20 protein-coding genes are annotated in these 25217 nt (G+C 52.7%); 17 read left to right on the top strand and 3 right to left on the bottom strand.

All coding sequences use genetic code 11. The features are described 5' to 3' along the window. Positions 1-42 precede the first annotated feature (42 nt). From CEE36_07835 to CEE36_07805, 7 genes are all read left to right on the top strand, one after another. Positions 43-1287: a hypothetical protein gene (locus CEE36_07835; GenBank protein TKJ41955.1), complete on the top strand. Its 1245-nt coding sequence runs from the start codon at positions 43-45 to the stop codon at positions 1285-1287. Continuing rightward, positions 1284-2582 carry a hypothetical protein gene (locus CEE36_07830; protein ID TKJ41954.1) on the top strand — a complete coding sequence of 433 codons (1299 nt, stop codon included), beginning with the start codon at positions 1284-1286 and terminating at the stop codon, positions 2580-2582. The genes CEE36_07835 and CEE36_07830 overlap by 4 nt, the downstream gene beginning before the upstream one ends. Before the next feature lie 14 nt (positions 2583-2596). Further along, positions 2597-2914, top strand: coding sequence for a hypothetical protein (locus tag CEE36_07825; GenBank protein TKJ41953.1), 318 nt, complete (start codon positions 2597-2599; stop codon positions 2912-2914). Positions 2915-2969: 55 nt separating this feature from the next. After that, on the top strand, positions 2970-6044 hold the full coding sequence (locus CEE36_07820; GenBank protein ID TKJ41952.1) for a CusA/CzcA family heavy metal efflux RND transporter: 3075 nt from the start codon (positions 2970-2972) through the stop codon (positions 6042-6044). Between the two features lie 75 nt (positions 6045-6119). After that, on the top strand, positions 6120-6668 hold the full coding sequence (locus CEE36_07815) for a phosphohydrolase (protein TKJ41995.1): 549 nt from the start codon (positions 6120-6122) through the stop codon (positions 6666-6668). Between the two features lie 29 nt (positions 6669-6697). Then, entirely contained in the window at positions 6698-7603 is a 906-nt protein-coding gene (locus CEE36_07810) for a glycine--tRNA ligase subunit alpha (protein TKJ41994.1), read from the top strand. After that, positions 7596-9659, top strand: a complete 2064-nt coding sequence (locus tag CEE36_07805; GenBank protein ID TKJ41951.1) for a glycine--tRNA ligase subunit beta — start codon at positions 7596-7598, stop codon at positions 9657-9659. The genes CEE36_07810 and CEE36_07805 overlap by 8 nt, the downstream gene beginning before the upstream one ends. A gap of 73 nt (positions 9660-9732) precedes the next feature. On the opposite strand, the gene CEE36_07800 is transcribed toward CEE36_07805, so the two are convergent. Further along, positions 9733-10785, bottom strand: coding sequence for a hypothetical protein (locus CEE36_07800; protein ID TKJ41950.1), 1053 nt, complete (start codon positions 10783-10785; stop codon positions 9733-9735). Between the two features lie 47 nt (positions 10786-10832). Then, positions 10833-12521 (bottom strand): glutamate formimidoyltransferase, encoded by a 1689-nt coding sequence (ftcD, locus tag CEE36_07795; protein ID TKJ41949.1) that lies wholly within the window; start codon positions 12519-12521, stop codon positions 10833-10835. 353 nt (positions 12522-12874) lie between these two features. Here ftcD and CEE36_07790 point away from each other — a divergent pair, with 353 nt between their 5' ends. The 8 genes from CEE36_07790 (at position 12875) to CEE36_07755 (ending at position 22643) form a co-directional block, all read left to right on the top strand. Further along, complete coding sequence (locus CEE36_07790) at positions 12875-14236, top strand: hypothetical protein (protein TKJ41948.1); 1362 nt, start codon at positions 12875-12877, stop codon at positions 14234-14236. A 235-nt stretch (positions 14237-14471) separates the two neighbouring features. Continuing rightward, on the top strand, positions 14472-15188 hold the full coding sequence (locus CEE36_07785; protein TKJ41947.1) for an RNA polymerase subunit sigma-24: 717 nt from the start codon (positions 14472-14474) through the stop codon (positions 15186-15188). Beyond that, on the top strand, positions 15172-15747 hold the full coding sequence (locus CEE36_07780; GenBank protein ID TKJ41946.1) for a hypothetical protein: 576 nt from the start codon (positions 15172-15174) through the stop codon (positions 15745-15747). The genes CEE36_07785 and CEE36_07780 overlap by 17 nt, the downstream gene beginning before the upstream one ends. Next, positions 15744-16595 carry a hypothetical protein gene (locus tag CEE36_07775; protein TKJ41945.1) on the top strand — a complete coding sequence of 284 codons (852 nt, stop codon included), beginning with the start codon at positions 15744-15746 and terminating at the stop codon, positions 16593-16595. Before CEE36_07780 ends, CEE36_07775 begins: the two co-directional genes overlap by 4 nt. 140 nt (positions 16596-16735) lie before the next feature. Next, the gene (locus CEE36_07770; GenBank protein ID TKJ41944.1) at positions 16736-17902 is read left to right on the top strand and encodes a hypothetical protein; all 1167 of its coding nucleotides are present in this window, start codon (positions 16736-16738) and stop codon (positions 17900-17902) included. A gap of 122 nt (positions 17903-18024) precedes the next feature. Beyond that, positions 18025-19548: a hypothetical protein gene (locus CEE36_07765; protein ID TKJ41943.1), complete on the top strand. Its 1524-nt coding sequence runs from the start codon at positions 18025-18027 to the stop codon at positions 19546-19548. A gap of 97 nt (positions 19549-19645) precedes the next feature. After that, the gene (locus tag CEE36_07760; GenBank protein TKJ41942.1) at positions 19646-21100 is read left to right on the top strand and encodes a hypothetical protein; all 1455 of its coding nucleotides are present in this window, start codon (positions 19646-19648) and stop codon (positions 21098-21100) included. Between the two features lie 106 nt (positions 21101-21206). Beyond that, positions 21207-22643: a hypothetical protein gene (locus CEE36_07755; GenBank protein ID TKJ41941.1), complete on the top strand. Its 1437-nt coding sequence runs from the start codon at positions 21207-21209 to the stop codon at positions 22641-22643. Positions 22644-22977: 334 nt separating this feature from the next. Here the strand turns inward: CEE36_07755 and CEE36_07750 are convergent, their stop codons facing one another. Next, positions 22978-23397 (bottom strand): hypothetical protein, encoded by a 420-nt coding sequence (locus CEE36_07750; GenBank protein ID TKJ41940.1) that lies wholly within the window; start codon positions 23395-23397, stop codon positions 22978-22980. Between the two features lie 104 nt (positions 23398-23501). Here CEE36_07750 and CEE36_07745 point away from each other — a divergent pair, with 104 nt between their 5' ends. Beyond that, positions 23502-23780: a hypothetical protein gene (locus tag CEE36_07745; GenBank protein TKJ41939.1), complete on the top strand. Its 279-nt coding sequence runs from the start codon at positions 23502-23504 to the stop codon at positions 23778-23780. Then, positions 23777-25198, top strand: coding sequence for a hypothetical protein (locus tag CEE36_07740; GenBank protein ID TKJ41938.1), 1422 nt, complete (start codon positions 23777-23779; stop codon positions 25196-25198). Before CEE36_07745 ends, CEE36_07740 begins: the two co-directional genes overlap by 4 nt. The last annotated feature ends 19 nt before the right edge of the window (positions 25199-25217 follow it).

Below are 25217 nucleotides of genomic sequence, written 5' to 3'. Positions count from 1 at the left end.
ATTTGTATGGGAATACCTTGGTGTCAAGTTAAAGGATGAGAGATGAGGGTGAAGCACTTCAGTAAGGGGATAGTCTTGGCCTTAATCTTTACTATTATAGTAGGGTATGCCTCCGAGGTGCTGATTTTGGAGGAGGCACTTGAGGAAGCGATGCGTAACAATCCCACCATCCTGGCCGCCGATGCCCAGGTTGATGCCGCTTCCGCCAGGGTCTTACCCAGTTTCCTGTGGCCCGATCCCTCCTTCGAGGTGATGTGGATGAATATCCCTCCGGGTTCTCTGGATCCGGCTGACGCAGGAATGAGGCAGTACGCGGTGTCGCAGATGATTGCGTTCCCGGGCAAGACACTTGCGAGGGGAACGGCTATGGCAGCCAAGCAGGATATGGTCGAGGCACAATCCGACGCCACTGTCTCTCGCACCCTTGCCGATGTTGAGCGCGCCTACTGGACCGTCTACCGGTTGTCCAGGGATCGGGATATTCTCAACGAGAGCCTGGTACTTCTTGGTCAGCTTCTTGCCAGTGCCCGGTCGCGGTACGCCACCGGTGCCACACCCCAGGCCGAGGTGTTAAGGGCGCAGCTGGCGCGTTCAGAGGTCGAGGTGAAGCTTATAGGTCTTGAAGAAAAACTCGACGCCTCCGGAGTGGAGCTTGCTTTGCTTTTAGGCAGAGAATCAGATGATCTGCCTAAACTGCCTGATGAGATTCCCGTAGAGTTTACCTCCGCCGATCTCCCTCCCACCGAATCCGCTCCAATGATCGAGGCAAGCGAGGCGAAACTGCGAGCCAGTAGACGTCAGCTTACCGGATCGTGGCTTGCGCTCGCGCCTGACTTCATGGCTGCGTATCGTTGGCGTGAGGCGGACGGTGGGATGGGATCCGGCGACGTAATGGTCGGCATAACCCTTCCTATTTGGGTTTGGCCTAAAGGAAGCAATCGAATCACCGAAGCCTCGGCTGAACGCAAAGTAGCAATCTATCAGAATCAGGCGACCAGTAATCAGGTGGAAACCATGTATGCAAAACTTACGGCAAAGCTGACCGCTTCCCGGGCGGAGATCGAGCGCATCCAGCACGAGGTGCTGCCTTTGGCCGAGCAGGCGTTGGCCAGCTCCCGGCTGGCTTACGAGACCGGGGCGGTGGAGTTCAACACCCTTCTTGAAGTGGAGCGGAGCTGGCGGTCGGCAAGGATGTCCTTGGAAGCGTCCCGATTCGAGTATCAGACCTCACTCGCTGATCTGCGAGCACTTCTGGGAGGATATGAAATTAAAAGGGAGACAAGATGAAGAAAATTCCGAAAATCATTTTTATCGGGGTAGTTTTGATAGCAGCACTGTCCATTTCTGTAATAAGCTGCAAATCTGACAGTGTTGCTGAGGAGGGCTCTGACGCGGATGCGGGCTGGACGTGCGGGATGCATCCCCAGGTCAGGTCCGAGGAGCCGGGCGACTGCCCCATCTGCGGCATGGATCTGATACCGGTAAAATCAGGTGGAACGGAGCACTCCCATGACGTGGACGCCCCACGCATGATCCAGCTGTCAGCAAACCAGATGAACCTTGCCGGGGTAGGCACGGCAACGGTGGAGAAGCTTGAACTGAATCATTCCATAAAGACCACGGGCACGGTGGTGTTCGACGAGCGCGCCCTGGCCACGGTTTCTGCGAGATTCGGCGGCCGCATCGAGCGGCTTTACGTGAACTTTCAGGGTGCGGTGGTGAATGCCGGTTCAGCGCTGGCTGAGATCTACAGCCCGGAGCTGGCCGCGGCCCAGCAGGAATACATATCGGCCAAAGCTTCTTACGAATCTTTGGCCGAGGGGGCATCGGATCAGGTCATTGCCAACGCAAAGGCCCTTCTTGATGCCGCAAAAGACAGGTTGAGGTTATGGGGAATCACCGACGCCCAGATCGCCGAGCTTGAACGCACCGGCAGTGTCATGGCCATCGTTGCCCCGCAATCGGGCACTGTCACCCGCCAGCACGTGGTCCAGGGCGAGTACGTGAAGACCGGTCAGCCTTTGTTCGAGATCGGCAACCCTCATCGGGTGTGGATCCAGACAGCGGTGTATGAACAGGATATCTCATCGGTCAAGCTCGGCCAGCACGCGGTGTTCTCCTTGCCCGGCGACCCGTCGCAAAAATACGAAGGCAAGGTTACGTTCATCGCACCGGTGCTCGATGAGGCCACCCGGTCGGTCAAGGTGAGGATTCAACCCAAATCAACCAGTTCTTACGTCAAGCCCGGAATGTACGTTGACGTGGACATCCACCAGCCGGTGGGCAAGGTACTGGCTGTGCCACGTGACGCGGTGATCGATACCGGGGAGGAGTTGATCGTCTACGTTGATGCCGGTGACGGGATGTTCATCGCCCGAAAGGTCGAGGTTGGACCTTCGGCGGACGGTTACTACCCGGTGATCTCCGGACTGGCTGAGGGTGAGAAGGTGGTCGCCCGGGGAGGATTTCTCATAGATTCGGAAACAAGGATAACCGGAGGCTCCTCCGCGCTTTACGGCGGCGCCTCCGAGGTGGACGCGGGAGGAGGCGAAGCGCCTCCCGCTCACTTGCATCAACACTAAGTAAGGAGGAAAAGATGCTAAAGAAAACCCTACCCACTCTTTTAGGAGCGGCGTTGCTTTTCGGAGCCGTTGTTCTGGTAGGCTTCCTTGCCGGCTGTGGCAGCAAGGCGAAGACCGATGAGGTTACCAAGAAGGCAACAGATCCCACCTGCGGCATGGAGGTAACTGTCACCGACGAGACCCCCACTTACGAATACGAAGGCAAAACCTACTACTTCTGTTCCGCAGATTGCAAAACCAAGTTCGTGGCTGATCCTGGCGAGTACATGGAAGAGCACCACGAAGAGATGGAAGAGGAGATGCACGGAGAGGGCGAGCATCACAGGATGTAAGAATGTAGGGGCACGGCATGCCGTGCCCCTACGGATTTGAGAAAATGAGAATTTAATGTTTTCCTGGCTCTTAAAAAACCGACTTTTGATCCTGGCGTTCTTCCTGCTTCTTCTGGGTGCAGGCATCTGGGCGCTGACCGAGACGCCGGTGGACGCCATACCTGACGTTGGTGAGAACCAGCAGATCGTGTTCACCGAATGGATGGGTCGAAGCCCCAAGGACGTTGAGGATCAGGTAACCTACCCACTCTCGGTTCAGCTTCAGGGTCTTCCCGGAGTGAAGGAGGTGCGCGGTCAGTCCGGGTTCGGGTTCTCGATGATCTATGTGATCTTTGCCGACAACGTGGACTTCTACTGGGCGCGCACGAGGGTTCTGGAACGATTAGCCCAGCTTAAGGGAGAACTCCCACCTGACGCTGTGCCAGTACTCGGCCCGGACGCCACCGGTCTGGGGCAGGTGTTCTGGTACACGGTGGAGGGCGAGGGTTACTCTTTAGACGAGCTGCGTGCCATCCAGGATTTCTACATCGGCTATCAGCTGCAGTCGGTTCAGGGTGTCGCTGAAGTCGCTGCGGTAGGCGGGTTCGTGCGTCAGTACCAGGTGGACGTTGACCCCAACCGGTTGGCCGACCACGGCATCAGTATCCATGAGCTATCCAGGGCTATCGAGCGCTCCAACGTGGACGTAGGAGCTAAGGTGATCCAGCAAGGGGGGATGGAGTTCGTTGTCCGGGGCATCGGTTTCATCAAAGACGTTGAGGATATCGAAAACATCGTGATAACCGCCCGCGACGGCATCCCCATCTATGTCCGGAATGTGGCCACCGTCCAGTTAGGTCCCGCGTTCCGCCGCGGTGCTTTGGATAAAAACGGGCAGGAGGCGGTTGGCGGGGTGGTTATCGTCCGGTATGGCTCCAATCCCCTTGAGGTTATAAAGAAGGTCAAGACCAAGATAGCCGAGATCGAACCCGGACTTCCCCAGGGTGTCAAGATCGTTCCGTTCTACGATCGCTCCGGACTCATAAACCGCACCATCGGGACCCTGCGCACTACCCTCATAATCGAGATCATCATTGTGATCCTGGTCGTCACTTTGTTTCTTCTCCACTTCGCCTCCACCTTCGCCGTCTCCCTTGTACTTCCTGTCGGCGTGGCCACAAGTTTCGTATTTATGAAGATTATAGGTATCACCTCCAACGTGATGTCGCTGGGCGGAGTGGCGATCGCCGTCGGGGTTATGGTGGACTACGGCATCATAATGACCGAGAATATCTTTCGTCGAAGGGCTGAAGCACCCGGAGAACCGCCGCTCAAAGTTACCGCCCAGGCGGCGCGAGAAGTAGCCCCGCCGATCCTGGTGGCAATCCTCACCACCCTCATCTCCTTCGCCCCGGTGTTCGCGTTAACCGGTCAGGAGGGCAAGCTGTTCGGGCCCCTTGCATGGACCAAAACCCTGGCCATCGGTGCCGCCGCTCTGATATCTCTGTTTCTCATACCCGTCCTCACCTCATTCATTTTGCGCGGTCGTCTCCGCAAAGTAGAGGAGAATCCGGTCTCCCATGCGATCGTGCGAGGCTACCGGCCGATTCTTAACTGGGCACTCAAGCATAAGCTTGTCGTAGTAATCACCGCTGCTGTCATTACCGTGGGAGGCCTTGCAACCGTGCCCTTCATCGGAGGGGAGTTCATGCCGCCGCTGGACGAGGGCTCCATACTCTTTATGCCCGTCACCCTGCCGTCCGCTTCTCTTCCTCAGGTGATGCAGGTGATGCGTACCCAGGATTCAGTGCTCTCCACCTTCCCCGAGGTTTCCAGCGTGGTCGGCAAACTGGGCCGCGCCGAGACCGCCACCGATCCCGCACCTGTATCCATGATCGAGACGGTAATCAACCTCAAGCCGCGCCGTAAGTGGCGCAGAGGCATGACCAAGGAGAAGCTAATCGGAGAGATGGACGCCGCATTGCAGATCCCCGGCGTATCCAACATCTGGACCCAGCCGATCATCAACCGCATTGATATGCTCGCCACAGGCATAAGGACACAGGTGGGTGCCAAGATCATGGGGCCGGACATCCGCGAACTGGAGCGCATCGGTCTGGAGGTAGAGAGGGTGCTGCGTGAAGTACCCGGCGCGGCTGACCTCTTCACCGAGCGGCCGGTCGGCAAGCCTTATGTCGAGATAGAGATAAACCGCCGACAGGCGGCGCGGTACGGGCTGTCGGTGGGTGACGTGCAGAATGTGCTAATGACTGCGGTGGGAGGGATGGAGGTTACCACCATCTTCGCAGGCAGGGAGCGCTACGGTCTTCAGCTTCGTTACCCCAGGGCGATGCGCACCGAGGTCCGGGACCTGGAACGAGTGCTTGTACCCACCAAGCAAGGAGCCGTGGTTCCCCTGGGCCAGATCGCTGCCATCAAGCGCACCATGGGGCCGGCGATGATCAACTCCACCAACGGCATCCCGCGCAGCTACGTACTTGCCAACGTGCGTGGCCGCGACGTGATGAGCTTCGTGCGTGAGGCCTCCCGAACCGTCGCTTCAAGAGTCGAATTGCCCCCCGGCTACTCCATCTCCTGGGGTGGAAGCTTCACCCACCAGGTGAGCGCCCGTAAACGTCTCTCTATCATCGTACCCATCTCGCTTTTGATTATCCTTCTCATCCTCTATCAGGGCTTCAAGTCGTTCAGGGATCTGGGGATAATCGCTCTGGGTCTTCCTCTTTCCATCGCCGGAGGGCTGCTCCTGCAGATAATCCTGGGCTACAACTTCTCGGTTGCGGTCTGGGTGGGCTACATCGCACTCTTTGGCGTTGCCACCGACTCCGGGGTGCTGATGATGTCGGTGTTGCGCAACCGATTGAAGGATAAGCTCTTCCGTGATCCTAAAGCTGTCCGGGATGGGGTGCTCGATGCCGCTTCCCTGCGTGTTCGCCCTGCACTCATGACCGTGGCCACCACCATGCTGGCTATGGTTGTTATCCTCTTCTCCCAGGGTACAGGCTCAGAGGTGGTCAAGCCCATGGCCGCACCCACGGTAGGCGGACTGTTAACCGCCACCGCGGCCAACCTTATCCTCGTTCCGGTGCTCTATTCCTGGTTTGCCGAACGCAGGACACAAAGAAAGATATAAGCCTCAGTCAGACGCAGTCGCTGGTTCGATCTCAGGCGTTGACTTGGCTCCCATTTTCCCTATCCTTATGCTATGATTACACGTGAACAAGCATTGAAGTTGCTTGAAGAGAAGGTATCCAACGTCAATCTGCGCAAGCACATGCTTGCCACCGAGGTTTGTTTAAAGGCTCTTGCCTCGAAGCTTGGCGCAGACCCCGAGGTCTGGGGACTTACCGGGCTCCTGCACGATGTATCCTACGAGGATGCAGAGAAAGCAGGGGACATGATGCTGCACGGCGAGATGGGGGCGAGGGTAGCGGATGAGAAAGGTCTGCCCCCGGATGCGGTGCAGGCGATTCGCGCCCACCTGGGTGACGTCCCCAGGGTCACTAACTTCGACAAGGCGCTCTATGCAGTTGATCCTTTGACCGGTCTGATCGTAGCCGCGGCACTTATGCATCCGGAAAAGCTTGCCGGGATTCAGGCCAAAAGCGTGCTAAAACGCTTCAAGGACAAGCGCTTCGCCGCGGGTGCTGACCGCGATCAGATAAGGACCTGCTCCGAGTTAGGCATACAGCTTTCCGAGTTCGTATCGATCTCTCTTGAGGCGATGCGTGGTATCCGGGATGAGCTTGGTCTTTAGCGCTCTTTTCTTCTAGGTTTTTGGGAGAGTTGATGAGTAAACCCCTCAGCTTTCAGGAGATTATCCTTCGGCTGCAGGATTACTGGATAGATAAGGGTTGTGTCTTGATGCAGCCCTACTCCTCAGAGGTTGGAGCGGGGACGTTTAATCCTGCATCCTTCCTTCGAGTTCTCGACGAGCGGCCCTGGCGATGCGTGTACGTGGAGCCGTCAAAGCGCCCGCGAGACGCACGATACGCAGAGAACCCCTTGCGCGTATACCAGCACTGGCAGATGCAGGTGATCCTCAAGCCCGCCCCCGAGGATTCACAGGAACTCTATCTGGGCAGTCTTCGTGCTCTTGGTATACCCCTTGAGCGGCACGACCTGCGATTTACCGAAGATGACTGGGAGTCTCCGACCCTGGGTGCGTGGGGTCTTGGCTGGCAGGTGGAGCTTGACGGGATCGAGATAACCCAGTTCACCTACTTCCAGCAGGTAGGCGGGTTGGATTTGCCAGTTATCCCGGTGGAGTACACCTACGGCCTGGAGCGCATCGCCATGTTCCTGCAAGGTGTGGAATCCATATTCGACATCACCTGGGGTGGGGTGGACGGTAAGCAGATGACCTGGGGTGACGTGTTCCTGCGAAATGAGAAGGACTTCTCCGCCTACTCTCTGAAGGAAGCGGATCCAGAATTCCTGAGGAGGGCTTTCGATCACTACGAAGAAGAATGTTCGCGGCTGGTCTCCAAAGGCCTCCTGATGCCGGCTTATGATGCGGTTATAAAGTGCTCGCACTTTTTTAATTTGTTAGATGCTCGTGGTGCGATAAGCGTTACCGAGCGTGCGGCCACCATACTGCGTGTTCGCAAGCTTGCCATGGCGGTCGCCAAGCTCTACGTGGAGGGGCCAGACACCGACTCCGACCCCGAAGGGGAGGTGAAGGATGCCTGAGACCAGAACCTTCCTTCTTGAGATCGGCACCGAGGAGATCCCGGCGGCTTACCTGGAACCGGCGGTCAGTTGGCTGGCTGAGGAACTAAAGAAAAAGTTGGATGCTATTGGCTATCCCGGGAACCCTTACGGGGGGGTTAAAAGGATGTGGACACCTCGTCGGTTGACTTTGATCGTAGAAGATATCCCTTTGATGACTCTTCGGAAGAGCTATCTTACTCAAGGTCCTCCTGCGAAAGTAGCTAAAGATGCCGACGGGAACTGGACGAAAGCAGCAAAGAAATTCGCAGAGAGGCACGGGGTAGACGAATCGGCTCTTTCTATTGAAGAAAGTGAAAAGGGTAGTTACGTCTTTGCCAAGATAATATCCAAGGAAGAGAAGACCTACGATTTCCTTGCGGATACTATTCCTTCCCTAATTTTTAAGATTCCTTTCCCTAAAAGAATGAGATGGCTGAAGTACAAGAGTGTTACTTTCGCACGCCCTATCCGCTGGCTCTGTTGCCTGTTTGGTGATGAGGTGGTCAAGTTCCAATTCCCCGAACTGACCCCGTCCAACCAGACCTTTGGTCACCGGTTCGCACATCCTGAGCCTATTGCCATTAACAACCCTGAAGAATACGTACAAAGACTGAAGAACGAGGGCTTCGTTTTTGTTGACCAGAACGAACGCAAGCAGCAGATCGTCGCCGAGCTATCCAAAGCCGCGAAGAAGCTGGGAGGCGAGCTGGTGGAGAATCAAGAGCTCATCGACGAGGTCACGAATCTCGTGGAGTGCCCCAAAATCCTCGCCTGTAGTCTGGGTGGGTTTACTGATTTGCCGCGCGAGGTGCTCCAGACCGCTTTGGCAAAGCACCAGCGTGCGTTCGTTGTTGAAAAGAAAGGAAAGCTCCTTCCGCACTTTTTGGTGGTTACCAACTCCGCCGCACTCGATCCAAAGCTTTCCAAGCCCTGGTTCGAGCGCATGGCTGCCTCGCGTCTTGAGGACGCCGACTTCTTCATCAAAGAAGACCTTAACAAGGGTCTTGGGTCCCTTGTTGAAGAGGAATCACGCGTGGAGTGGGTCAAGGGGATCGGCACACTCTCGGACAAGACCCGCTGGCTTACCGAGCTTGTGACATCCTTGGGAACAAACATAGACGGTTTCGATAAGGAAACCTATATCCGCGCCGCGCACCTTGCAAAAGCCGACCTATTGACCAACCTGGTGCGCGAGAAGGAGTTTACCTCACTCCAGGGTATAGCAGGTGCGATCTACACCGAACGGTCAGGCGAAAAGCCTGAAGTCTCGAACGCAATCGGGCAGCAGTACACCGACTCGCCCACCTCCAACGAGTCCGCCATACTGGCGATCTCCGACCGGCTCCTCAACATCGCCGCTACCTTCATAGTTGGCAAGCCGCCCAAGGGCTCATCCGATCCCTTTGCCCTGCGCAGGCAAGCCGGGGCGATAATGAAGATCATAATAGATCGTGAACTATCTGTTAGTCTCCCCGCCGCGCTGGATCGAACCCTCCGGCTTATCGGTAAGGGTGAAGACAAACGCGAGGCGATATACACCTTCCTTGTCAATCGCCTGCGGCTCTTTCTTACCGATCAGGACTTTGCTTACGACTGGGTGGACGCGGTTCTGGCGGTTGCAGGCGATGAACCCTACGACGCTTACCAGAGGCTGGCGGCGTTCCGGGAACTTGACAAGGGCGAGGAGTTCCGCCTGGTGGCAGTAGGGCAAAAACGTGTCGCGAACATCACCCGTAACACCCGTAACACACCACTTCCTGATGATTCACTGTTCGATCAAAATGAGGAGAAAGAGCTTTGGGAAAAAGCCAACCGCATCCGGCCTAACCTTGAGTCCGCAGTTGAATCCAGAGACTATCGCAAGGCCCTGGAGTTGCTCTTATCCATTCGGCCCGCGATTGATCGCTTCTTCGACGAGGTGTTCGTGATGGTTGATGAGGAGAAGGTTCGCACCAACCGGCTTCACCTGTTAGCAGCCGTCCGCAACGAGTTCCTCAAGGTAGCCGACTTCTCCCGGATCGTAGTCGAGGGGTAGCCCCCTAAAAAAACAAAGGAGACCCTTAGGCCTCCTTTTCTCGCTCGGACGCAACCCCTCCGAGCGTCCGGATTTAATCTAAGGTCGGTTTCCAGACCGGGTTGCGGTTGAAGTAGATGTTCTTGACCAGGGTGTAGGACTCTTTGGGATTGGTGGTGCTGCGGATCCCTATATACATCCAGTTCCAATCTACCCGCTTGAACTGATAGGCGATCCACTTGTTATCAGGAGAGATAGACGGGCTGCCCATGGTATATTTCTCCTTATGGATTAGCAGCTCAGGTGGAGTCTTTCCTTCCGCGTCAACTGTGAAGATACTGTAGAGCCTTTCGCCGGCCACGTTTACGGTGTCGGTGCGATCGGAGGAAAAGACCAGGTATTTGGAGTCGGATGTCCACACCGGATTTAAATCCTCGCCAGGGCTGTACGTTATCCGGGTGGAGGTCTTGGTGGCAAGATCGAGTATGAAGATATCAGGCTGTCCCCTCACATACTTTGAGTAGGCAATCTTCTTGCCGTCCGGCGACCAGTTCAGGGCAATCTCGTCCTCGGGTGTCTTGGTTATGCGTTTTGTCTTACGGGTTGCGATATCCATGATGAAGATGTCTTTCTGGGGCGGGCCTTTTTTGGTCGCCACTGAGGACGAGAAGGCTACCATCTTGCCGTCCCAGCGCAGGGTCGGGTAGAAGTCGTCGTAGTCGTTTTCGGTCAGGCGAACCTCACCTGATCCGTCGGGGTTAATCATATATATCTCATAGTTGCCGTCGCGGGTGCTTGCAAAGGCAATCGGGCCTGCCAGGCACCAGTCAAGCCACACGTTTTCTATGCCTCGCCCCTCGGTATGCGTAAGCTGGCGGATCTCCTTTGAAGGCAGGCTGATGACGTAGATGTCGAACGCTCCGTCGTTGTCCATCGAACTTATGAACGCAATCTCACCCTTGAGGCCTTCAGGGAGCGGCTTCTCGCATCCGGTAACTGCTAAGACGGCTATAATTGCCGCGATTGGGAATAAAAGGATTCGCTTCATGCACGCCTCCAATGCTGTTTGAATCAATATAACCGAGTCAGCGGGCTTGTCAAGGCCTTGACACCCCATTTGAACACTGCACATCTTATTGTAACTCATCTGCTACCGTCGGTTTTGATCCAGGATTCAGCCGATAACCGTCACTGTTACTTCAGATTCCCTTCGAGAACCTTGTGAACTTGAGTTATCACCTCATCCGCCGCCTTGCGGATCTCGGTAAGGAGCTTAGTTGATTCCTCAAGCAGGGCTTTAGTTTTTTTTCTATCCGCAAGGCCGGGCACGTTTATCATCACGTTGTCCGCTGCTGCCTCGGCCGCTGCCCGAGCCTGGGCCGCTGCGGTAGACACGTCCGATATGGAATTGCGGTTACCCTTTTCAGCGGCTATCTTGGCAAGTTCCATAACCTTGATCATGTTCCGAACAACCGAGAGCGGAACCTCGATCGCACCAAGGGTCGCTTCCTGGATCGCCCGCTCACGCTCCGCCTTCTGCTCATCGGTCTTCTTTGGCATGCGGTTTGCGGCCATGAGCGCGTTGAAAGCGTTGGTGTCCCGGTCGATGGATTTTGCAAGTTCGTCCTTGAGTTTCTGCGCCTCAATAGCCACCTTCTCCATATCTTCCCACGCATCCTCATAACCCTTCTTGCCGTGGGTGAGGTTGGCCACCATGGAGACCAGCGCTGCCGCCTGTGCACCAGATACCGCAGCCACCGAGCCGCCGCCAGGGGCAGGTGAATCTGTAGAGAGCTCGTCGAAGTAATCGGCAATCTTCATCCCCTCAAGCCAGCCTTCCTTTTCTACGAACGCCTCAACGATCTTTTCTTCCAGCTTGAACGGGTAAAGGTCATCCAGTCCCAGCGACAGCACCGCGATATGAATCAACTCCGAGGAGGGCACACCGGTGGAGCGGCCCATCTTCGCAAGGTAATACCTACCGGCATCAAGCAACGCCTTTCTGGGGATGAGTCCCACCAGCTCGGAGCCGGTCACCCGCACGCCGCGTTTGGAGGCCTGTTTCACGCACTCGTCGAACACCACATGCACCGGCGTGATCTTGTAATTGGTAAAGTTGATCGAGATCTGTGCCCTGCCGTACTCCTCGATGGTCCAGCCCACCGCCTTCACGTGCGTAAAAATCCCCGGCTTCTTTATCACCTTGTCCTTCTCGTCGCGGACGATGTTGCCCTTCGTATCCCTCTTTGCCCGGCCAGCTTCGCGGATGTCGAGTGCGATGTCATGGGCTACCTTGCGGTCCCGGGTGCTGAGGTTGATGTTGTAGGCGACAAGGAACTCCCTTGCCCCAACTGCCGTCGCCCCTGCTGTAGGGTTGAAGGAGGCCGGGCCGAAGTCAGGCTTCCAGTACTCGGCATCAGGGCCAGTAAACCTATCTGCCAACCCCTCGTACTCGCCCTTGCGCACGTTGGCAAGATTCTTCCACTCCGGCTTGGAGGCTGCCTCCTCATACAGATACACCGGGATGCCCAGCTCGTCACCTATCCTGGCACCCACTTTTCTTGCTATCTCGGCGCAGTCTTCCATGGTGACGCCGGATACGGGAACGAACGGGCACACGTCGGTTGCGCCCATGCGCGGGTGAGCCCCTTTGTGGGTGCGCATGTCGATGAGCTCCGATGCTTTCTTCACCAGCTGGAACGCGGCCTCGGCCACGCCGTCGGGGTCTCCGATGAACGTAATAACCGTGCGGTTGGTTGCCTCACCCGGGTCCACGTCCAACAGCTTTACTCCTTCAACCTCTTCAACTACGGAAGTTACCGCATCAATCTTCGCCTTGTCCCTGCCCTCACTGATGTTAGGTACGCACTCGACAATCTTCATGAGGCCTCCTTCGGGGATTTAAGGATTGATTCTACTGACCGACTATCGGAAGTCAACCGAATTGTTTAAACCGCAGATTACGCAGATGACGCAGATTATTATGCGGTGAGAGGACCATGTTATTGCGTAATTTAATTCAGCAACAACGCGGTTGTTGCACTCCAAAATGAAAGACCTCGTAGGGGCCGGTTTTCAAACCGGCCCGTCTACGTCAATCAGATTATACAAATGTATAAAGATTCAGATTTTCCCATTTGACAACCCGCCGATTTTCAATAACATAGAAACTGATGAGGATGGCATGTTTTGTGCTAGTTAATGTTGCGTAAACCGGTTTATTGAGAGGAGGAAAGATGAAGAAGTTTCACGTCATTACAGCGATATTGTTGGTTTTTCTTACCACAGCCTATGCAGGCTGGGAAAAGAATCTCGGAGAAGAAGGAGCCTTTTCCAATAACAGCGCCAGAGAAACTTTGGAAGGGGAATATATAGTCTCAAGTACACCCCAATCACTCATTAAAACCGATAAAGACGGAGCCATCTTGTGGGCAAAGAACTATGATTTCTTTGCGGGAAGCGTCGAACAGACAACCGATTCTGGTTATATACTAACTGGAAGCAAAATTAACGCCCTATGCCTCTTTAAAACGAACAGTGCTGGTGATACTCAATGGAGTCGAACGTATCGAGTCCGGCAAGCTGAGAGCTGTGGTCGGTGCGTTAAACAAACATCCGATGGCGGGTACATCGCTGTTGGCGAAGCTCAGGAGCTTGACTCTATCCAGGGGGCCAGCAAATCAGTATACCTTGTAAGAACCAAGGCAAACGGAGACACCCTTTGGACTAGAACTTACGGAGGTGCGGTAACGGACGCAAATTACAGGGAGGGTTTATCTGTAATTGAATGCCCTTCAGGTGGTTATATTGTTTCAGGCATAAAAGGCAACTGGGAAGCATTCTACCACAACTTGGATCTCTGGCTTTTTAAAGCCGGCAATGACGGAAAAATAGTATGGGATAAGGAATACAAAGCAAGTGAGTCAAATGATTATGACGAGGCTGGGAATTGCGTTTGCATGACTGACGATGGTGGATATATACTGACAGGTTATAAGACAAACCCCGATTCGACCGCTGAAAAACTTATATGGCTTCTCAAAACCGATTCTCTTGGTGATACCCTCTGGACTCGTAGTCTGGGCACAGGCGTAGGGAATTCGCTCTGCCAAACAAGTGACGGGGGATATATAATAACCGGCGAGCCATACTCTCTTATCAAAACAAACGCGTCAGGCGATACTTTATGGACTCACAAGTACGGTGGCGAGGGCAACTCAGTGCGTGAAACATCAGATAGCGGTTATATAATCAGTGCGACAATTAGTGGGAGTGATAATAAACCATACCTGTGGCTCATCAAAACCGACTCCATGGGTATCGTCAGTGGTATAGAAGAACCCGCACCCGTAACACCCGTAACACAACCCGATTGGCAGATTGTCACCACCATCGGTCCTCACATCACCCTGCGTGCGCTGGAGGGCTTGGTACCTCTCAACCTCGCCGTGTTCGACGCTTCTGGCCGCAAGGTTGATGAAATACACCTTGCTGGTCAAACACTCACCTGGGGCGAGGGTTACAGACCCGGCGTGTATTTCATCAGGATTGAGGGTGACGCGTCAGCTACCACTCACAAGGTGATCTTGATCCATTAACTCCCCCTCCTTGGTGGACAGTGTGCCCCTTGGGGTGCTAACTTTACTGCACCCCATAGGGTAGGGGGATAAAGGGGGCGGGGATACACCTCAAAACCCCAAAATTGCCCCCTTTTTGTCCACCTTTTGTCCAGCTTTTGACCACCTTTTGTCCAGCTTTTTTGCGACGAGTTGCACTCAAACCTTGACTTGAGGTTGAATCCGAGTTACAATCGTTATCGTGAAGGAGCGCTCAGTGCTTGCCGTTCCGAGGACAGCGGCTCAAAATACCCTTGACTCACTCCCGAGGGGCTATCTTTCCATGTCAACAGAGCCCAGAAACGGTTCGTCTAATAGAAAGATGGAGTCTGCGGCCGGACGAGAGGGGCTTGCGTCCGATGCAGATCTCCTGGCAGGTGTTCGCGCTGGAGATTTTCAGGCATGCCGCGCCATCGTGGAGCGTTATCAACGCCTGCTTTACAGTATCTCCTATAAGTTTTTGGGAGACCACGGCGAGGCAGATGACGCGGTGCAGCAGGTCTTCATCAGGTTCTTTGAGAAAGCGGGTAGATTGCGCAAGGCTAAAGCTCTCAAGACCTACCTGGCGCGCAGTGTCACGAATGAGTGCATAGACCGCCTGCGTCGTGTCAAGAGACGTCAGACTGTGTCCCTTGAAGACTTGGGCGCTGGGGAGACGCTGGCGATTGAGGATGGTCAAACGCCTCAGAAGAGTGCGAAACGCAAGGAGCTTGCCGCTTTGATTCAATGGGCCTTAGGGCAGCTTTCTTTAAGACAGAGGCGCGTGGTAGTGCTTTCCTTTATGGAAGGTTTGAGCTATGCGGAGATTGCAGAGGTGCTTGGGTGCGAAGAGGTGACCGTTCGGACGCATCTGCACCGGGCACGCAAACGGCTGCAGGAGCTTTTAGGCCCGCGGTTACGCGATTTGGAGGCAGGATTTGTTCGCAAGGGATAGAAGGCACAGAGATAGAGAGAGATCGCAGAATAAGAAAGGTGTGCAGATGAGGTGTGAGGCTGTCAAGGAGTCTCTTGCCGCCTACCTGGCTGGAGAGCTGAAGGGATGGGAGTTAGAGGCTGTTCAGAGGCATCTGCGTTCGTGTGAGAGGTGCCGCAAGCTGCTGGCACAGGAGATCGGTCTCAACCGTGTTATGCGTGAGGGCATGCGTCTTGAGGTCGATCCCGGCTACTGGGAGCGCATCTGGCCGCGCGTGCAGGCCGCGTTAGTCCAACGCCGTCAGCGCCGCCCCAGGCTCTGGCTTCGCTGGGCTTTAGCCGGTGCGGGTGCCCTGGCCGCTGCCGCGGCTGTATCTCTATTCGTTCTTGCTCGTTCTTTCTTCGCACCGGTATTGACAACGCATGATGCATCCTACTTCACAGATCTCCCCACCGCTCCGCCTGCGATCCTGGAAGAAGATGCCGAGCAGCGCATCTCGCTTGAACTTGCGAACCTTTCCCTGGGACAGCCCACCCCTTCGGAGCGTGCCGCCGCCTGGCAGAGGATGGAGGGATTGTGAGTTCTGCTTTCGCCAGGTCTGTGCCGTTACGTGCGAAGAGCAGGTTGTGGGCGATGCTGATTCTTGGAGGACTCGCAGCATTCATGCTTTCCTTCACCATATCCTGTGAGCGCAGGTCTGCAAAGCTGCGCTGGAAGCTTGAGCAGGGCAAAACCTACGTCTACCGCAGCGAGGTTACAGGTAGTTGGAGAATCGAGGGCTGGGAAAAGGGAGAACGCAGCGGTGAGTTCGGGAACCTGATCGAGACCGAGATGAGTGTGCTTGGGATAGGGCCTGATTCCGCCTTCCGGATACGCGAGGCTATCAACCTTATCAGGGAGGGACAGGAGTTCAAGCCCACTATTGTTACCTACAGCATGGCCCCCAACGGTAGACTCTACGGTATGTCCGAAGTTGATACAGGCTCGGCTCCCCGTTCCATCCCCAGCAGGGAACGCAGCGAGTACCGCAAGCAGTACTTTGAGCAGACCCAGCCGACCTATCCTGACCGTGAACTCAAACCCGGAGAGACATGGATTCAGGAAACCAAGGTGGTGTTTGAGGATCGTATCTTGACCGCTGAAAGCCAGTTCAATGTTAAGGGATGGGAAAAGGTTGGGGAGTATATCTGTCTGCGGATTGACTACCACAGTAAGTCGTTCATCCCTTACGAAAGCAAGGGCAGAAGGCTCCTGGAACAGGGCGAGGTCAAGGGAAGTATCTGGTTTGCACCCCAGGTGGGGCTGCCTATCCAGCAGCGCGACTCTTTCTATACCTCCACCGCACGCATCGTGCCTGAGGGCGAAAAACCACCTTCTACCTACATCGTCCAAAGCGTTCGCCTCTACCAGCTGGTGGAGATCCGCTAGCCACCGCCCTTCACACATACCCCACGCATCACACCCCCTCTCTCTACATGCGGATTGCAATATCTCTTTATGCTTGTAATCCAGGGGGGTTGACAACGAGGCGTCGCTTGCTACAATAGTTTACAGAAGGAGGAGCAGTGATGAACGTGTTTAAACAGATAACGATCCTGTACCTCACGGTCCTTGCGGGATCGATCACATTCTGTAAGAAGGAGATGGAGGAGATCCCTGTTGCTTACGACAACCCTGAGCCGCGATGGCTGGTTATTGAAGATGAGTGGGGGGATGTGGTGCGAGAGATAGACGTGGCTGATTGGGAGGTGGGGGAAGATGTCATCCTTTTTGTTTATCATGCCTCTCACGCGCCTTACATCATGCCTTATTTCTGGCAGGGTGAGGATACCATCGTTTATTTTTACGACTTCGAAGGGGATTACATTAAGGTAAATGGAAAAGTAGTAGGGATAGAGTATGTGTCTGTGCTTGAAAGCCATCCAAGGGCCGATCCTGACAGCATCCTTTCCTGTGAGGTGAAATTTGGGCGTCACGTCGAGGGGTTCCGCGAATACCTGCCTAATTTAAGAGCGGTAGGAATATCCTATACTAGCCATATGATGCCGTGGATTGCGCATATTATTTCGATTTGGGATTTTAAAGAAATACCTGAAGATATTGACCTCTACTTTTATTACTCCGGGATTACCAATTTCGAGCTATGGAAGCTGAGTTTGATACCAAACTTGAAGGGGCTGGTAGTGACATATTTGGAGGATAGGGGATTAAGATTCCCCCGGGGCCTTGAGAATCTTGAGAAACTGGTTCTTAATGCCCCGGCTGGAAGCGACTTACGGAATATTGCGCGACTCAAGAACCTGAAGGAGTTGGGATTGAGCGGGGAAGGGGTAGGGGACGCAGAGCTTGAATACATCGCCAATTTAGAAAATCTCAGAGTGCTTACACTGGAAGGCACCTCTGTCACCGATAGCGATCTTACTTATCTTAAGGGCCTGCCAAACCTCAGAAAGCTAGAACTTTCTTATTGTAATCTTACCGACCAAGGGCTGAAACATATAGGGACACTTGAGGGATTAAGAGAGCTTTATTTAGGAGGTAATCAAATAACCGATGCCGGACTTGATCATCTTAAAGGTCTTATCGAATTACAGAAGCTGGGGTTGTGGGAAACCAAAGTAACCTCTTATGGATACGAGGAGTTCGGCAAGACAATGCCTGGCTGCGAGACAGGGTATGTAGGTGAATTAAGGAATCCGCCTTACCATCCACATGATGCCGTATGGATATATTAGGTAGATAAATCGGATTCTGGGCATTCAATTCTTCTCTCTTCTATTGACTTCGTCAAGGATAGAGGGACACTCTAGAGAAACTTTTAGTAGATAACCGGTTATCCTTTTGGAAAGGAGGAGCGATGAAGAGCGTCCTTAAGCTGGTATTGATCAAATCAGCTTTGACCTTGGTGGCGGCGCTGGGAGTCCTGGCTTGCAAGAAGGAGGTAGCGGCTTCAGCAGTGCAAGATGCTCCCGAGCCGCGCACGCTTGTGCTTATCAGAAGAGATCCACACATGGATGAATATTACGTGCAAACCGTAGACGTCACCTGGTGGGAAGAGGGCAGAGACGCGATTATTATTCACGGGGCTCACACTATAATCCCATATCCCTGGCAAGGTGAAGACACGATTATATACGCTTATGACGGTGATTACTTATGGGTCAGAACGAAACCGCAGGACACGACCTTTTTCTTTGTTTTTGGATACCGTCCGAATGATTACGAACGTTACGATGTGTGGGAGAAAGGAAAAGCTAAAGATACCCTCTCAATAGAATTCTACGAACCACCTTATAACTACTGGGCGCAAGGTCGAGTGATAGGTTTGAGTACCCACAGATACTACAGGATGGAGATCGAGAATCCCGAAGACATCGTCTGTGTCGGTGAAGGATTTTACATGGTTCCTGACAGCCTTGAACAGTATCCAAACCTTGTCGCTGTTGGATTCAGCAACGACTACGGCTGTATCTTTGATTTCAGCAGTTACGTATACCTCATCAATTATCGCAGAAATCTCAGAAAGATACCAGAAAACCTTGATTTGTACGTTGATTATTCTCACCCGACTCCGGGTTTGTGTAATTGTAAGTCTCGTGTGCTTTCACGCCGTAAGAATCTAGCGGGGCTGGTCTGTTACATTCCACCTTGGGCAAACAACGTTCTTCGCCACATCGGGAGGATGAGGAACCTGAGACAGCTTGATATCCGTTACTACAGTGCAAACGACCGTAAGCTCAGGCACCTAGCCAGGCTAAAGAACCTGCACACCTTGACCCTTGACCGTATCAAGATAACCGATCGGGGATTAAGTCATCTGGGAAAGATTCCTTCATTGAGAAGCCTGACCTTGGATAACTATCAACGTCATGGATTCGACGATTTCCTTTACTGGTGCGACGTGTTTGGCTCGTATAATGAATTCGATCTTTGGACTGAACTTCACATTTTCTTTGATGATATCATCGAATTCCTGGAGATTTTCCCTTACGCGTACGGCTCAATGTTTATAAAGCCCACCACCGCCGAAGGCTGGCAGAATTTTGCAGAGCTTTCCGTTCTGGAAGAACTTAAACTCTATGGTGTGATTATAACTGATGAGGACCTGCGTGGAATCGGTCAAATCACCAGCCTCAGACGTCTAGATCAGATTGGAGGGAACATTACCGACGTAGGGATTAAGTATCTTGAGAATCTCACAAAACTCTGCGATCTCAATTTAACCAGCACTGAGATTACTGATGCTAGTCTTCCCTTGCTAATGAAATTAACGAGCCTAAAAAAACTTAACATTTCTTACACATTAATGACTGCGGACGGAGCTGCAAGGCTGCAAGAAGCCTTGCCTGATTGCGACGTAGTTTGGGCCGGTCGTCGGTAGTTAGTTGCATTCTAATATTCAGGTTTCTATTGCATTCGTCAGTATAGGTTGACACCGGGTTTTTGTTCGCTACAATAGTTTACACAAAGGAGGAGCGATGAAGAGCGTCCTTAAATCAGCTTTGATCCTTGCGGCGGCGCTGGGGGTTCTTTCCTGCCGAGAGGAGGTGGAGGTCACGGCTCCAGCAGGGCAAGATGTCTCCCAGCCGCGCGAGCTGGTGCTTATCAGGGACGAGCCGTACATGGAAAAGCCTTATGTAAAAATCATCGACGTTACCGGCTGGGAAGAAGGCGAGGATGCGGTAATTATTTACGGGGAGCACACTATAATCCCATATCCCTGGCAAGGCGAAGATACCATTATGTACAGTTATACTAATGATCATCTATTGGTCAGGGGTGATCCTCAGGATACCACGATTTACTTCTACTGCGGGTACTATGGCGACTATAGATTACAAAAAAACAATTTAGCCGATACAATTAACCTGCAAGGCATGCCTTACTTTCAAGGCAAGTTGGTTGGATTAGATACCGATATTTACGGAGAATTAGGAGTTACAAACCCTGAAGAGATCGTTTGTATCGGGGATTACTATCTTGTAAACATCGACAGTCTGAAGCAGTATCCGAATGTTGCTGCGGTGGGGATTTCCTATAGCAATATAAACTTGCCTCGTCGCCCCTTGCCTCTCCGTAATCTTAGAAAAATCTCTGAAAATATTGACCTCTATGTGTTCTATGTATACATGCGGAGCCCTGATCCCCGTAAGCTTGCGCGGCTTAAGAATCTTAAGGGACTCGATGCCTATGTGTACCCCTTGGCTGGCAGAACCCTCGAACGTATAGGGAAGATGAGGAACCTGAGGCAATTAAAGCTTAGATTCTTCACCGTAAACGACGATGAACTGAAGCACTTGGCTAATCTTAAGAATCTGCACACCTTGACTCTGGATGGCATCAAGATAACCGACCGGGGGCTTCGTCATCTGGCGAAGATACGCTCCTTGAGGAGTCTGAGGCTGGAGGAGTTCCAGCCGCACACACGCGAGGATTTTCGTTTCTGGTTTGAAAATCTAACCATCTTTACGTGTAGTTCTGGACAGTATTCAGACCGATTTGATTACGTGGGATTCATTGAAGAATTTCCCTACCAATACGGTTCTTTATTCATACCGCACACCACAGCCGAAGGCTGGCGGCATCTTGCCCAGCTTCCCTATCTGCGGGAGCTTGACTTCTATCACTATGATGTAAAGCTGACCACCGAGGATCTGGAGGGTATCGGGTCGATAACCAACCTCAGACGTCTTGATGTGGGAGCTGTAGGCGTTACCGACGAGGGACTCAAACATCTTGAGAACCTCACAGAACTCCGGGATCTGGATTTATCGAACAATGAGATCACGGACGCCGGGGTTGAGCACCTTAAGAAGCTAACTACCTTAAGAAGGCTGAACATTTCTTATACCGAGGTAACCGCCGAGGGGATGGCGAGTTTACAAAGAGCCTTGCCAGAATGTGAGATTATTTGCGCTAAACGGTCTGATTAACTTCCGTTCTTTTCGTCAGGCTTCTATTGACTTCGTCAAGAATAGAGGGACACTCTAGAGAACACTTTTAGTAGATAACCGGTTATCCTTTTGGAAAGGAGGAGTTATGGCAGACCTCCAGCCGAACGATCTAAAGATGCAGGCGTGGTTGACTAAACGCATGGGGATGCCTACCAGCTACAAATTGAAAGCCCATGGTAAGGAAATAAAGATAATAAGCAAGAGGTATTACGACAGGGTGTCGGATGCGGTGTCGAGCGACGGCAGCATCAGGCTCTCAAGCCCAGGACACGCGGAGAAGGTGTTGGAACGCTTAGGCATAAAAGTAGACTGCCACGTAAATGGCAATTTCAGTTTAGCATTATCTAATGGAGATATTGATTACAATGTGAATAGCAGAGATGGTGGGACATACAGCACTCTCTGGAGTCCGACCGGAGCGCCCCTAGGTTCAGTAAAAATTGGATTTGCCCCTCAGTTTGACATCCACAATCCCGATCTAAAAATAAGGAAAAATCATCGGATAGAGTTGAGGAAAGCGATATGGCACGAACTAATGGAGCTTGCATTACTGGCTATTAACGGCATAGTGTTCAATAACCCTGAAGAAGCCACAGGTATATCTGTAGGTGGGGCATTTGCCCATCAACACGTGGCAAGATACGCAAGGGTACCAAATAAGAGCTACAACAATCGGTTCTTCCCATGGTCAGGTGATACGGTTCCTACTACGAGGCAGAAAGGCAAGCTCGCTCTTGATATCCCTTTTCCAGACAAGCCGGTTAAAGAGCTGAAGTTTAACTACAAAACTTCCGAGCGGATCACAGGCAGAATCACCGACTACAAGAAAACCAAGGTGTATGACGTAAATATTCCACCGGGCAAGGGCACCTTTACCTGGGGCTCGCGTGCCGATCCCGGTGAATACTGGTTTGAAGTAGATATTGACCCTTTCGCTATCCGTGAGCGATTTGAACTGCTTGCTAAAAAACCTCTTTCCCTGAAGGCAGAATTCAAAAGGGACCAGTTCGGCGACCTGCACGTGATCATAGAATATCAAAACTGGCCTCGCAACAAACACATGGGGATCAAGATATTTAATTCTCACTCTAACGTTCCTTTACACATGAAAGAGACAGAAAGAACCGACGGTAAAATAATCTGGGGTAAAAGTCACAGCTTTAAGAGAGAAGATTATACTGTTTTACCATACGTTCATGGTCTCGGCGACATTTCTTTAAGGGACCGGCTGGAGAAGGGAGAGTTAATCAAACCCAAACAGATAAAGTTGGATTTCGGTTCATTGTGGGAGATCGAATCTCGGGGCGATTACGTACGAATTACCTATAAGGATTGGCATGGGTATTTTGTGTGTAAGATTTTTGATCTGTCAGGCAAGAAGGTTGTCGAGTTTAAGAAATCCGGGAATTCGGGCACCATCGAGTGGGGGAAAAGCTCAAACGTAAAGACAGGCCTTTATTTTGCGAAGGTAACGTTTGATAAGGGTATACACGAAGTCAAGAAAGCGATTATTCTCAAGTAACTTATGAGGTCAGGTTACTTCTCGGCAAGCAGCCGGTCTCCAGGTCATCGGCAGAGATGCCCTCGGCTGCGAAGGAGGTCACCAACCTGTGCCTTAACACCGGGTGCGCGCAAATATTAAAGAACAGGCTCTCCAGCCTGTTCTACATCCCCCACCTTGTCATCGCGAGCGGTCGAGGACCGCGCGGTGATCCCATATATCTTTGATCGCACTCGATCCGGATAAGAGGGTGATAACCAGTTGGGGGATGAATCCTCGGATTGTACTACATATGAGATTGCTCCGTATACGTCGCCCTTCGGAACCTTACAAGCTTTTGGCTTGCTCGGAATGACTAAGAGATTGAGGCAGGTAGGGTCTTGAGCTTGCGAATCTCAAGTTCCCTTCCCAAAGGCGACAGCCGCCGTAGATTGAACGCAGAAAGCACCCATAACTCGCCGTAGCGATTGATGGCAGCATCGTCAACGTCCTCGGCGATCACTGCTTTGCGCGAGGTGCGCAGATCAAAAAGCCTCAGGGTGCGCTCTGCAAGGATGTAACATAAAGAGCCTTTTACAAGAATCCTCTGCACCAGGAGAAAACGCTCGGGCAGGGGAAACTTCTTCCACCCCTTTTCTTCTTTGATTAATATCTCCTCACCGGTTCTTGAAAGATACCCAAGCTTACCATCGGTTGTGGCAAAGATAGCCGAGGCAGGTTCTGGTAATTCTAACGTATCCATCACCCCTAAAAAAGCAAGTAGAAGCATCGCCATTCGTTAAGCATAGGCGGTGCTGGGAAGCTGTCAAGGCCGATTAAACCTTTTTGAGGTTGGCGTGTCCAACGGTTACGAATGAATCTTTTGAAAGGAGGAATGAAATGTTTAGGATAGCAGCAGCACTACCTTTAATCCTCGTGGGGCTTTTCGGGTCGCCGCGCGGCCAGCGCGGTGGAATGCACATGGGAGGTCTTGGCAGGCTCCTATCGCCTCGGGCCGTTAAGGAGCTTAACCTTACCGAGGACCAGCAGGATAAGCTTAGAGATCCTCTCTTCCTGCGATCCTTTGACCTTTGGTCAAAAGGAGCATGTATGCTTGACAACTCAACCCACCTGCGTATATTCTTGATAATAAAATCAAAATGTTGGAGGCAGGTATGAAAAACCTTGTATTACTGGTTGTCTTAGCGACAACCTTTACCGCTTTATCCCTTCAAGCGGGCTGGATAAAAACCTACGGCGGAGAAGACGACGAATCCGGGTATGTAATCCAGGGGACTTCGGACGGCGGCTTCGTTGTCTTTGGAAACATCGTCTCAGGTGCCGGTTCGAGCGACATATGGCTCCTCAAAACCGATGCCCAGGGCGATACCTTATGGACAAAAACCTACGGCGGACAAGCTCCTGAATACTGCTACTGTGGTCAGCAGACAGTTGACGGTGGTTATATTCTTGCCGGCTACACTGAATCTTTTGGTGCAGGAATCCGAGATATTTGGCTCCTAAAAACGGACGAAGCAGGCGACACCCTATGGACAAAGACATACGGCGGACCGCAATACGATGCCGCTTACTGGGTACAGCAGACCGAAGATGGCGGCTACATAATTACCGGTCACCGGGATGGTCCCAACTACTATATGTCCGGGGATATGTGGCTCTTGAAGACCGACCCCCACGGTGATACAATGTGGACCAGGACCTACGGCGAAGACAGGACCGACTTCGGCAACCACGTAAGCCAGACCAGTGACGGAGGCTACATCATCGCTTGCTACGCCCTGTACTCTCAGGCTACCTCTAAGGCCATCGCGATAATGAAGACCGACTCTGCAGGAGATACCGTGTGGACTTACCGAGCTGGTTCTTCTATGAACTGCATACAGCAGACTACGGATAATGCCTACGTCTCCGCAGGTCAAACCAATGATGGAGACCTAGTTTTAGTAAAATTGGACGAAGATGGAAGCCTCGTATGGGAAAAGACCTATGGAGATATGAGAGAGGATCATTACGATTTTGGATATTGTGTGCAAGAGACCTCAGATGGTTGCTATATAGTGGCAGGGGCCTACTCATGGGAGTGGTCAGGTTATTCTTTCGAAAACGGCGACGCATGGCTTCTAAAGACCGATTCGGAAGGCGACACCTTATGGACCCGTCTGTACGGCGAGAATCCCCAGGAAGACGATGCAAGGTGGGTACTGCAAACATCAGACGGCGGCTACATCCTGACCGGTTCAACCGAGACCTGGGCTAGTGCGGGCAGCGATCTGCTTCTTATGAAAACCAACTCCGAAGGACTCATAGATGCAGTTAAAGAAGAGCCGATCGTTGATTCTCGTGTGAACTGGCAGATAATCTCCCCTGTCGGTCAAAAGATAGTGCTGCGGTATTCCGATCGTCCCGATGGTTTCTGTGCGGAGATTTTCGATGCTGCAGGCCGCAAAGTGGATCAGATGCACTGTACAGCCCCCTCAGGTACACTTATTTGGGGTGAAGGTTACACGCCGGGAGTCTACTTTATTCGGGAGGTCTATAGACCGGCAGCTATCCAAAAGGTAATTCTCATTCCGTAGAATTCCGATCCTCCGATCT

The sequence above is a fragment of the candidate division TA06 bacterium B3_TA06 genome (assembly GCA_005223075.1).
Classification (GTDB): Bacteria; Hydrothermota; Tepidihabitantia; order B3-TA06; family B3-TA06; genus B3-TA06.
Note: the sequence above shows the minus strand (reverse complement) of the source record. Positions and strands in the feature narration are given on the sequence as shown.

Excerpts from the sequence above, each read along its gene's own strand:
- CEE36_07835 (TKJ41955.1), top strand. The coding sequence starts at position 43 with ATGAGGGTGAAGCACTTCAGTAAGGGGATAGTCTTGGCCTTAATCTTT.
- CEE36_07830 (TKJ41954.1), top strand. The coding sequence starts at position 1,284 with ATGAAGAAAATTCCGAAAATCATTTTTATCGGGGTAGTTTTGATAGCA.
- CEE36_07825 (TKJ41953.1), top strand. The coding sequence starts at position 2,597 with ATGCTAAAGAAAACCCTACCCACTCTTTTAGGAGCGGCGTTGCTTTTC.
- CEE36_07820 (TKJ41952.1), top strand. The coding sequence starts at position 2,970 with ATGTTTTCCTGGCTCTTAAAAAACCGACTTTTGATCCTGGCGTTCTTC.
- CEE36_07805 (TKJ41951.1), top strand. The coding sequence starts at position 7,596 with ATGCCTGAGACCAGAACCTTCCTTCTTGAGATCGGCACCGAGGAGATC.
- CEE36_07800 (TKJ41950.1), bottom strand. The coding sequence starts at position 10,785 with ATGAGTTACAATAAGATGTGCAGTGTTCAAATGGGGTGTCAAGGCCTT.
- ftcD (TKJ41949.1), bottom strand. The coding sequence starts at position 12,521 with ATGAAGATTGTCGAGTGCGTACCTAACATCAGTGAGGGCAGGGACAAG.
- CEE36_07790 (TKJ41948.1), top strand. The coding sequence starts at position 12,875 with ATGAAGAAGTTTCACGTCATTACAGCGATATTGTTGGTTTTTCTTACC.
- CEE36_07770 (TKJ41944.1), top strand. The coding sequence starts at position 16,736 with ATGAACGTGTTTAAACAGATAACGATCCTGTACCTCACGGTCCTTGCG.
- CEE36_07765 (TKJ41943.1), top strand. The coding sequence starts at position 18,025 with ATGAAGAGCGTCCTTAAGCTGGTATTGATCAAATCAGCTTTGACCTTG.
- CEE36_07760 (TKJ41942.1), top strand. The coding sequence starts at position 19,646 with ATGAAGAGCGTCCTTAAATCAGCTTTGATCCTTGCGGCGGCGCTGGGG.
- CEE36_07755 (TKJ41941.1), top strand. The coding sequence starts at position 21,207 with ATGGCAGACCTCCAGCCGAACGATCTAAAGATGCAGGCGTGGTTGACT.
- CEE36_07750 (TKJ41940.1), bottom strand. The coding sequence starts at position 23,397 with ATGGCGATGCTTCTACTTGCTTTTTTAGGGGTGATGGATACGTTAGAA.
- CEE36_07745 (TKJ41939.1), top strand. The coding sequence starts at position 23,502 with ATGTTTAGGATAGCAGCAGCACTACCTTTAATCCTCGTGGGGCTTTTC.
- CEE36_07740 (TKJ41938.1), top strand. The coding sequence starts at position 23,777 with ATGAAAAACCTTGTATTACTGGTTGTCTTAGCGACAACCTTTACCGCT.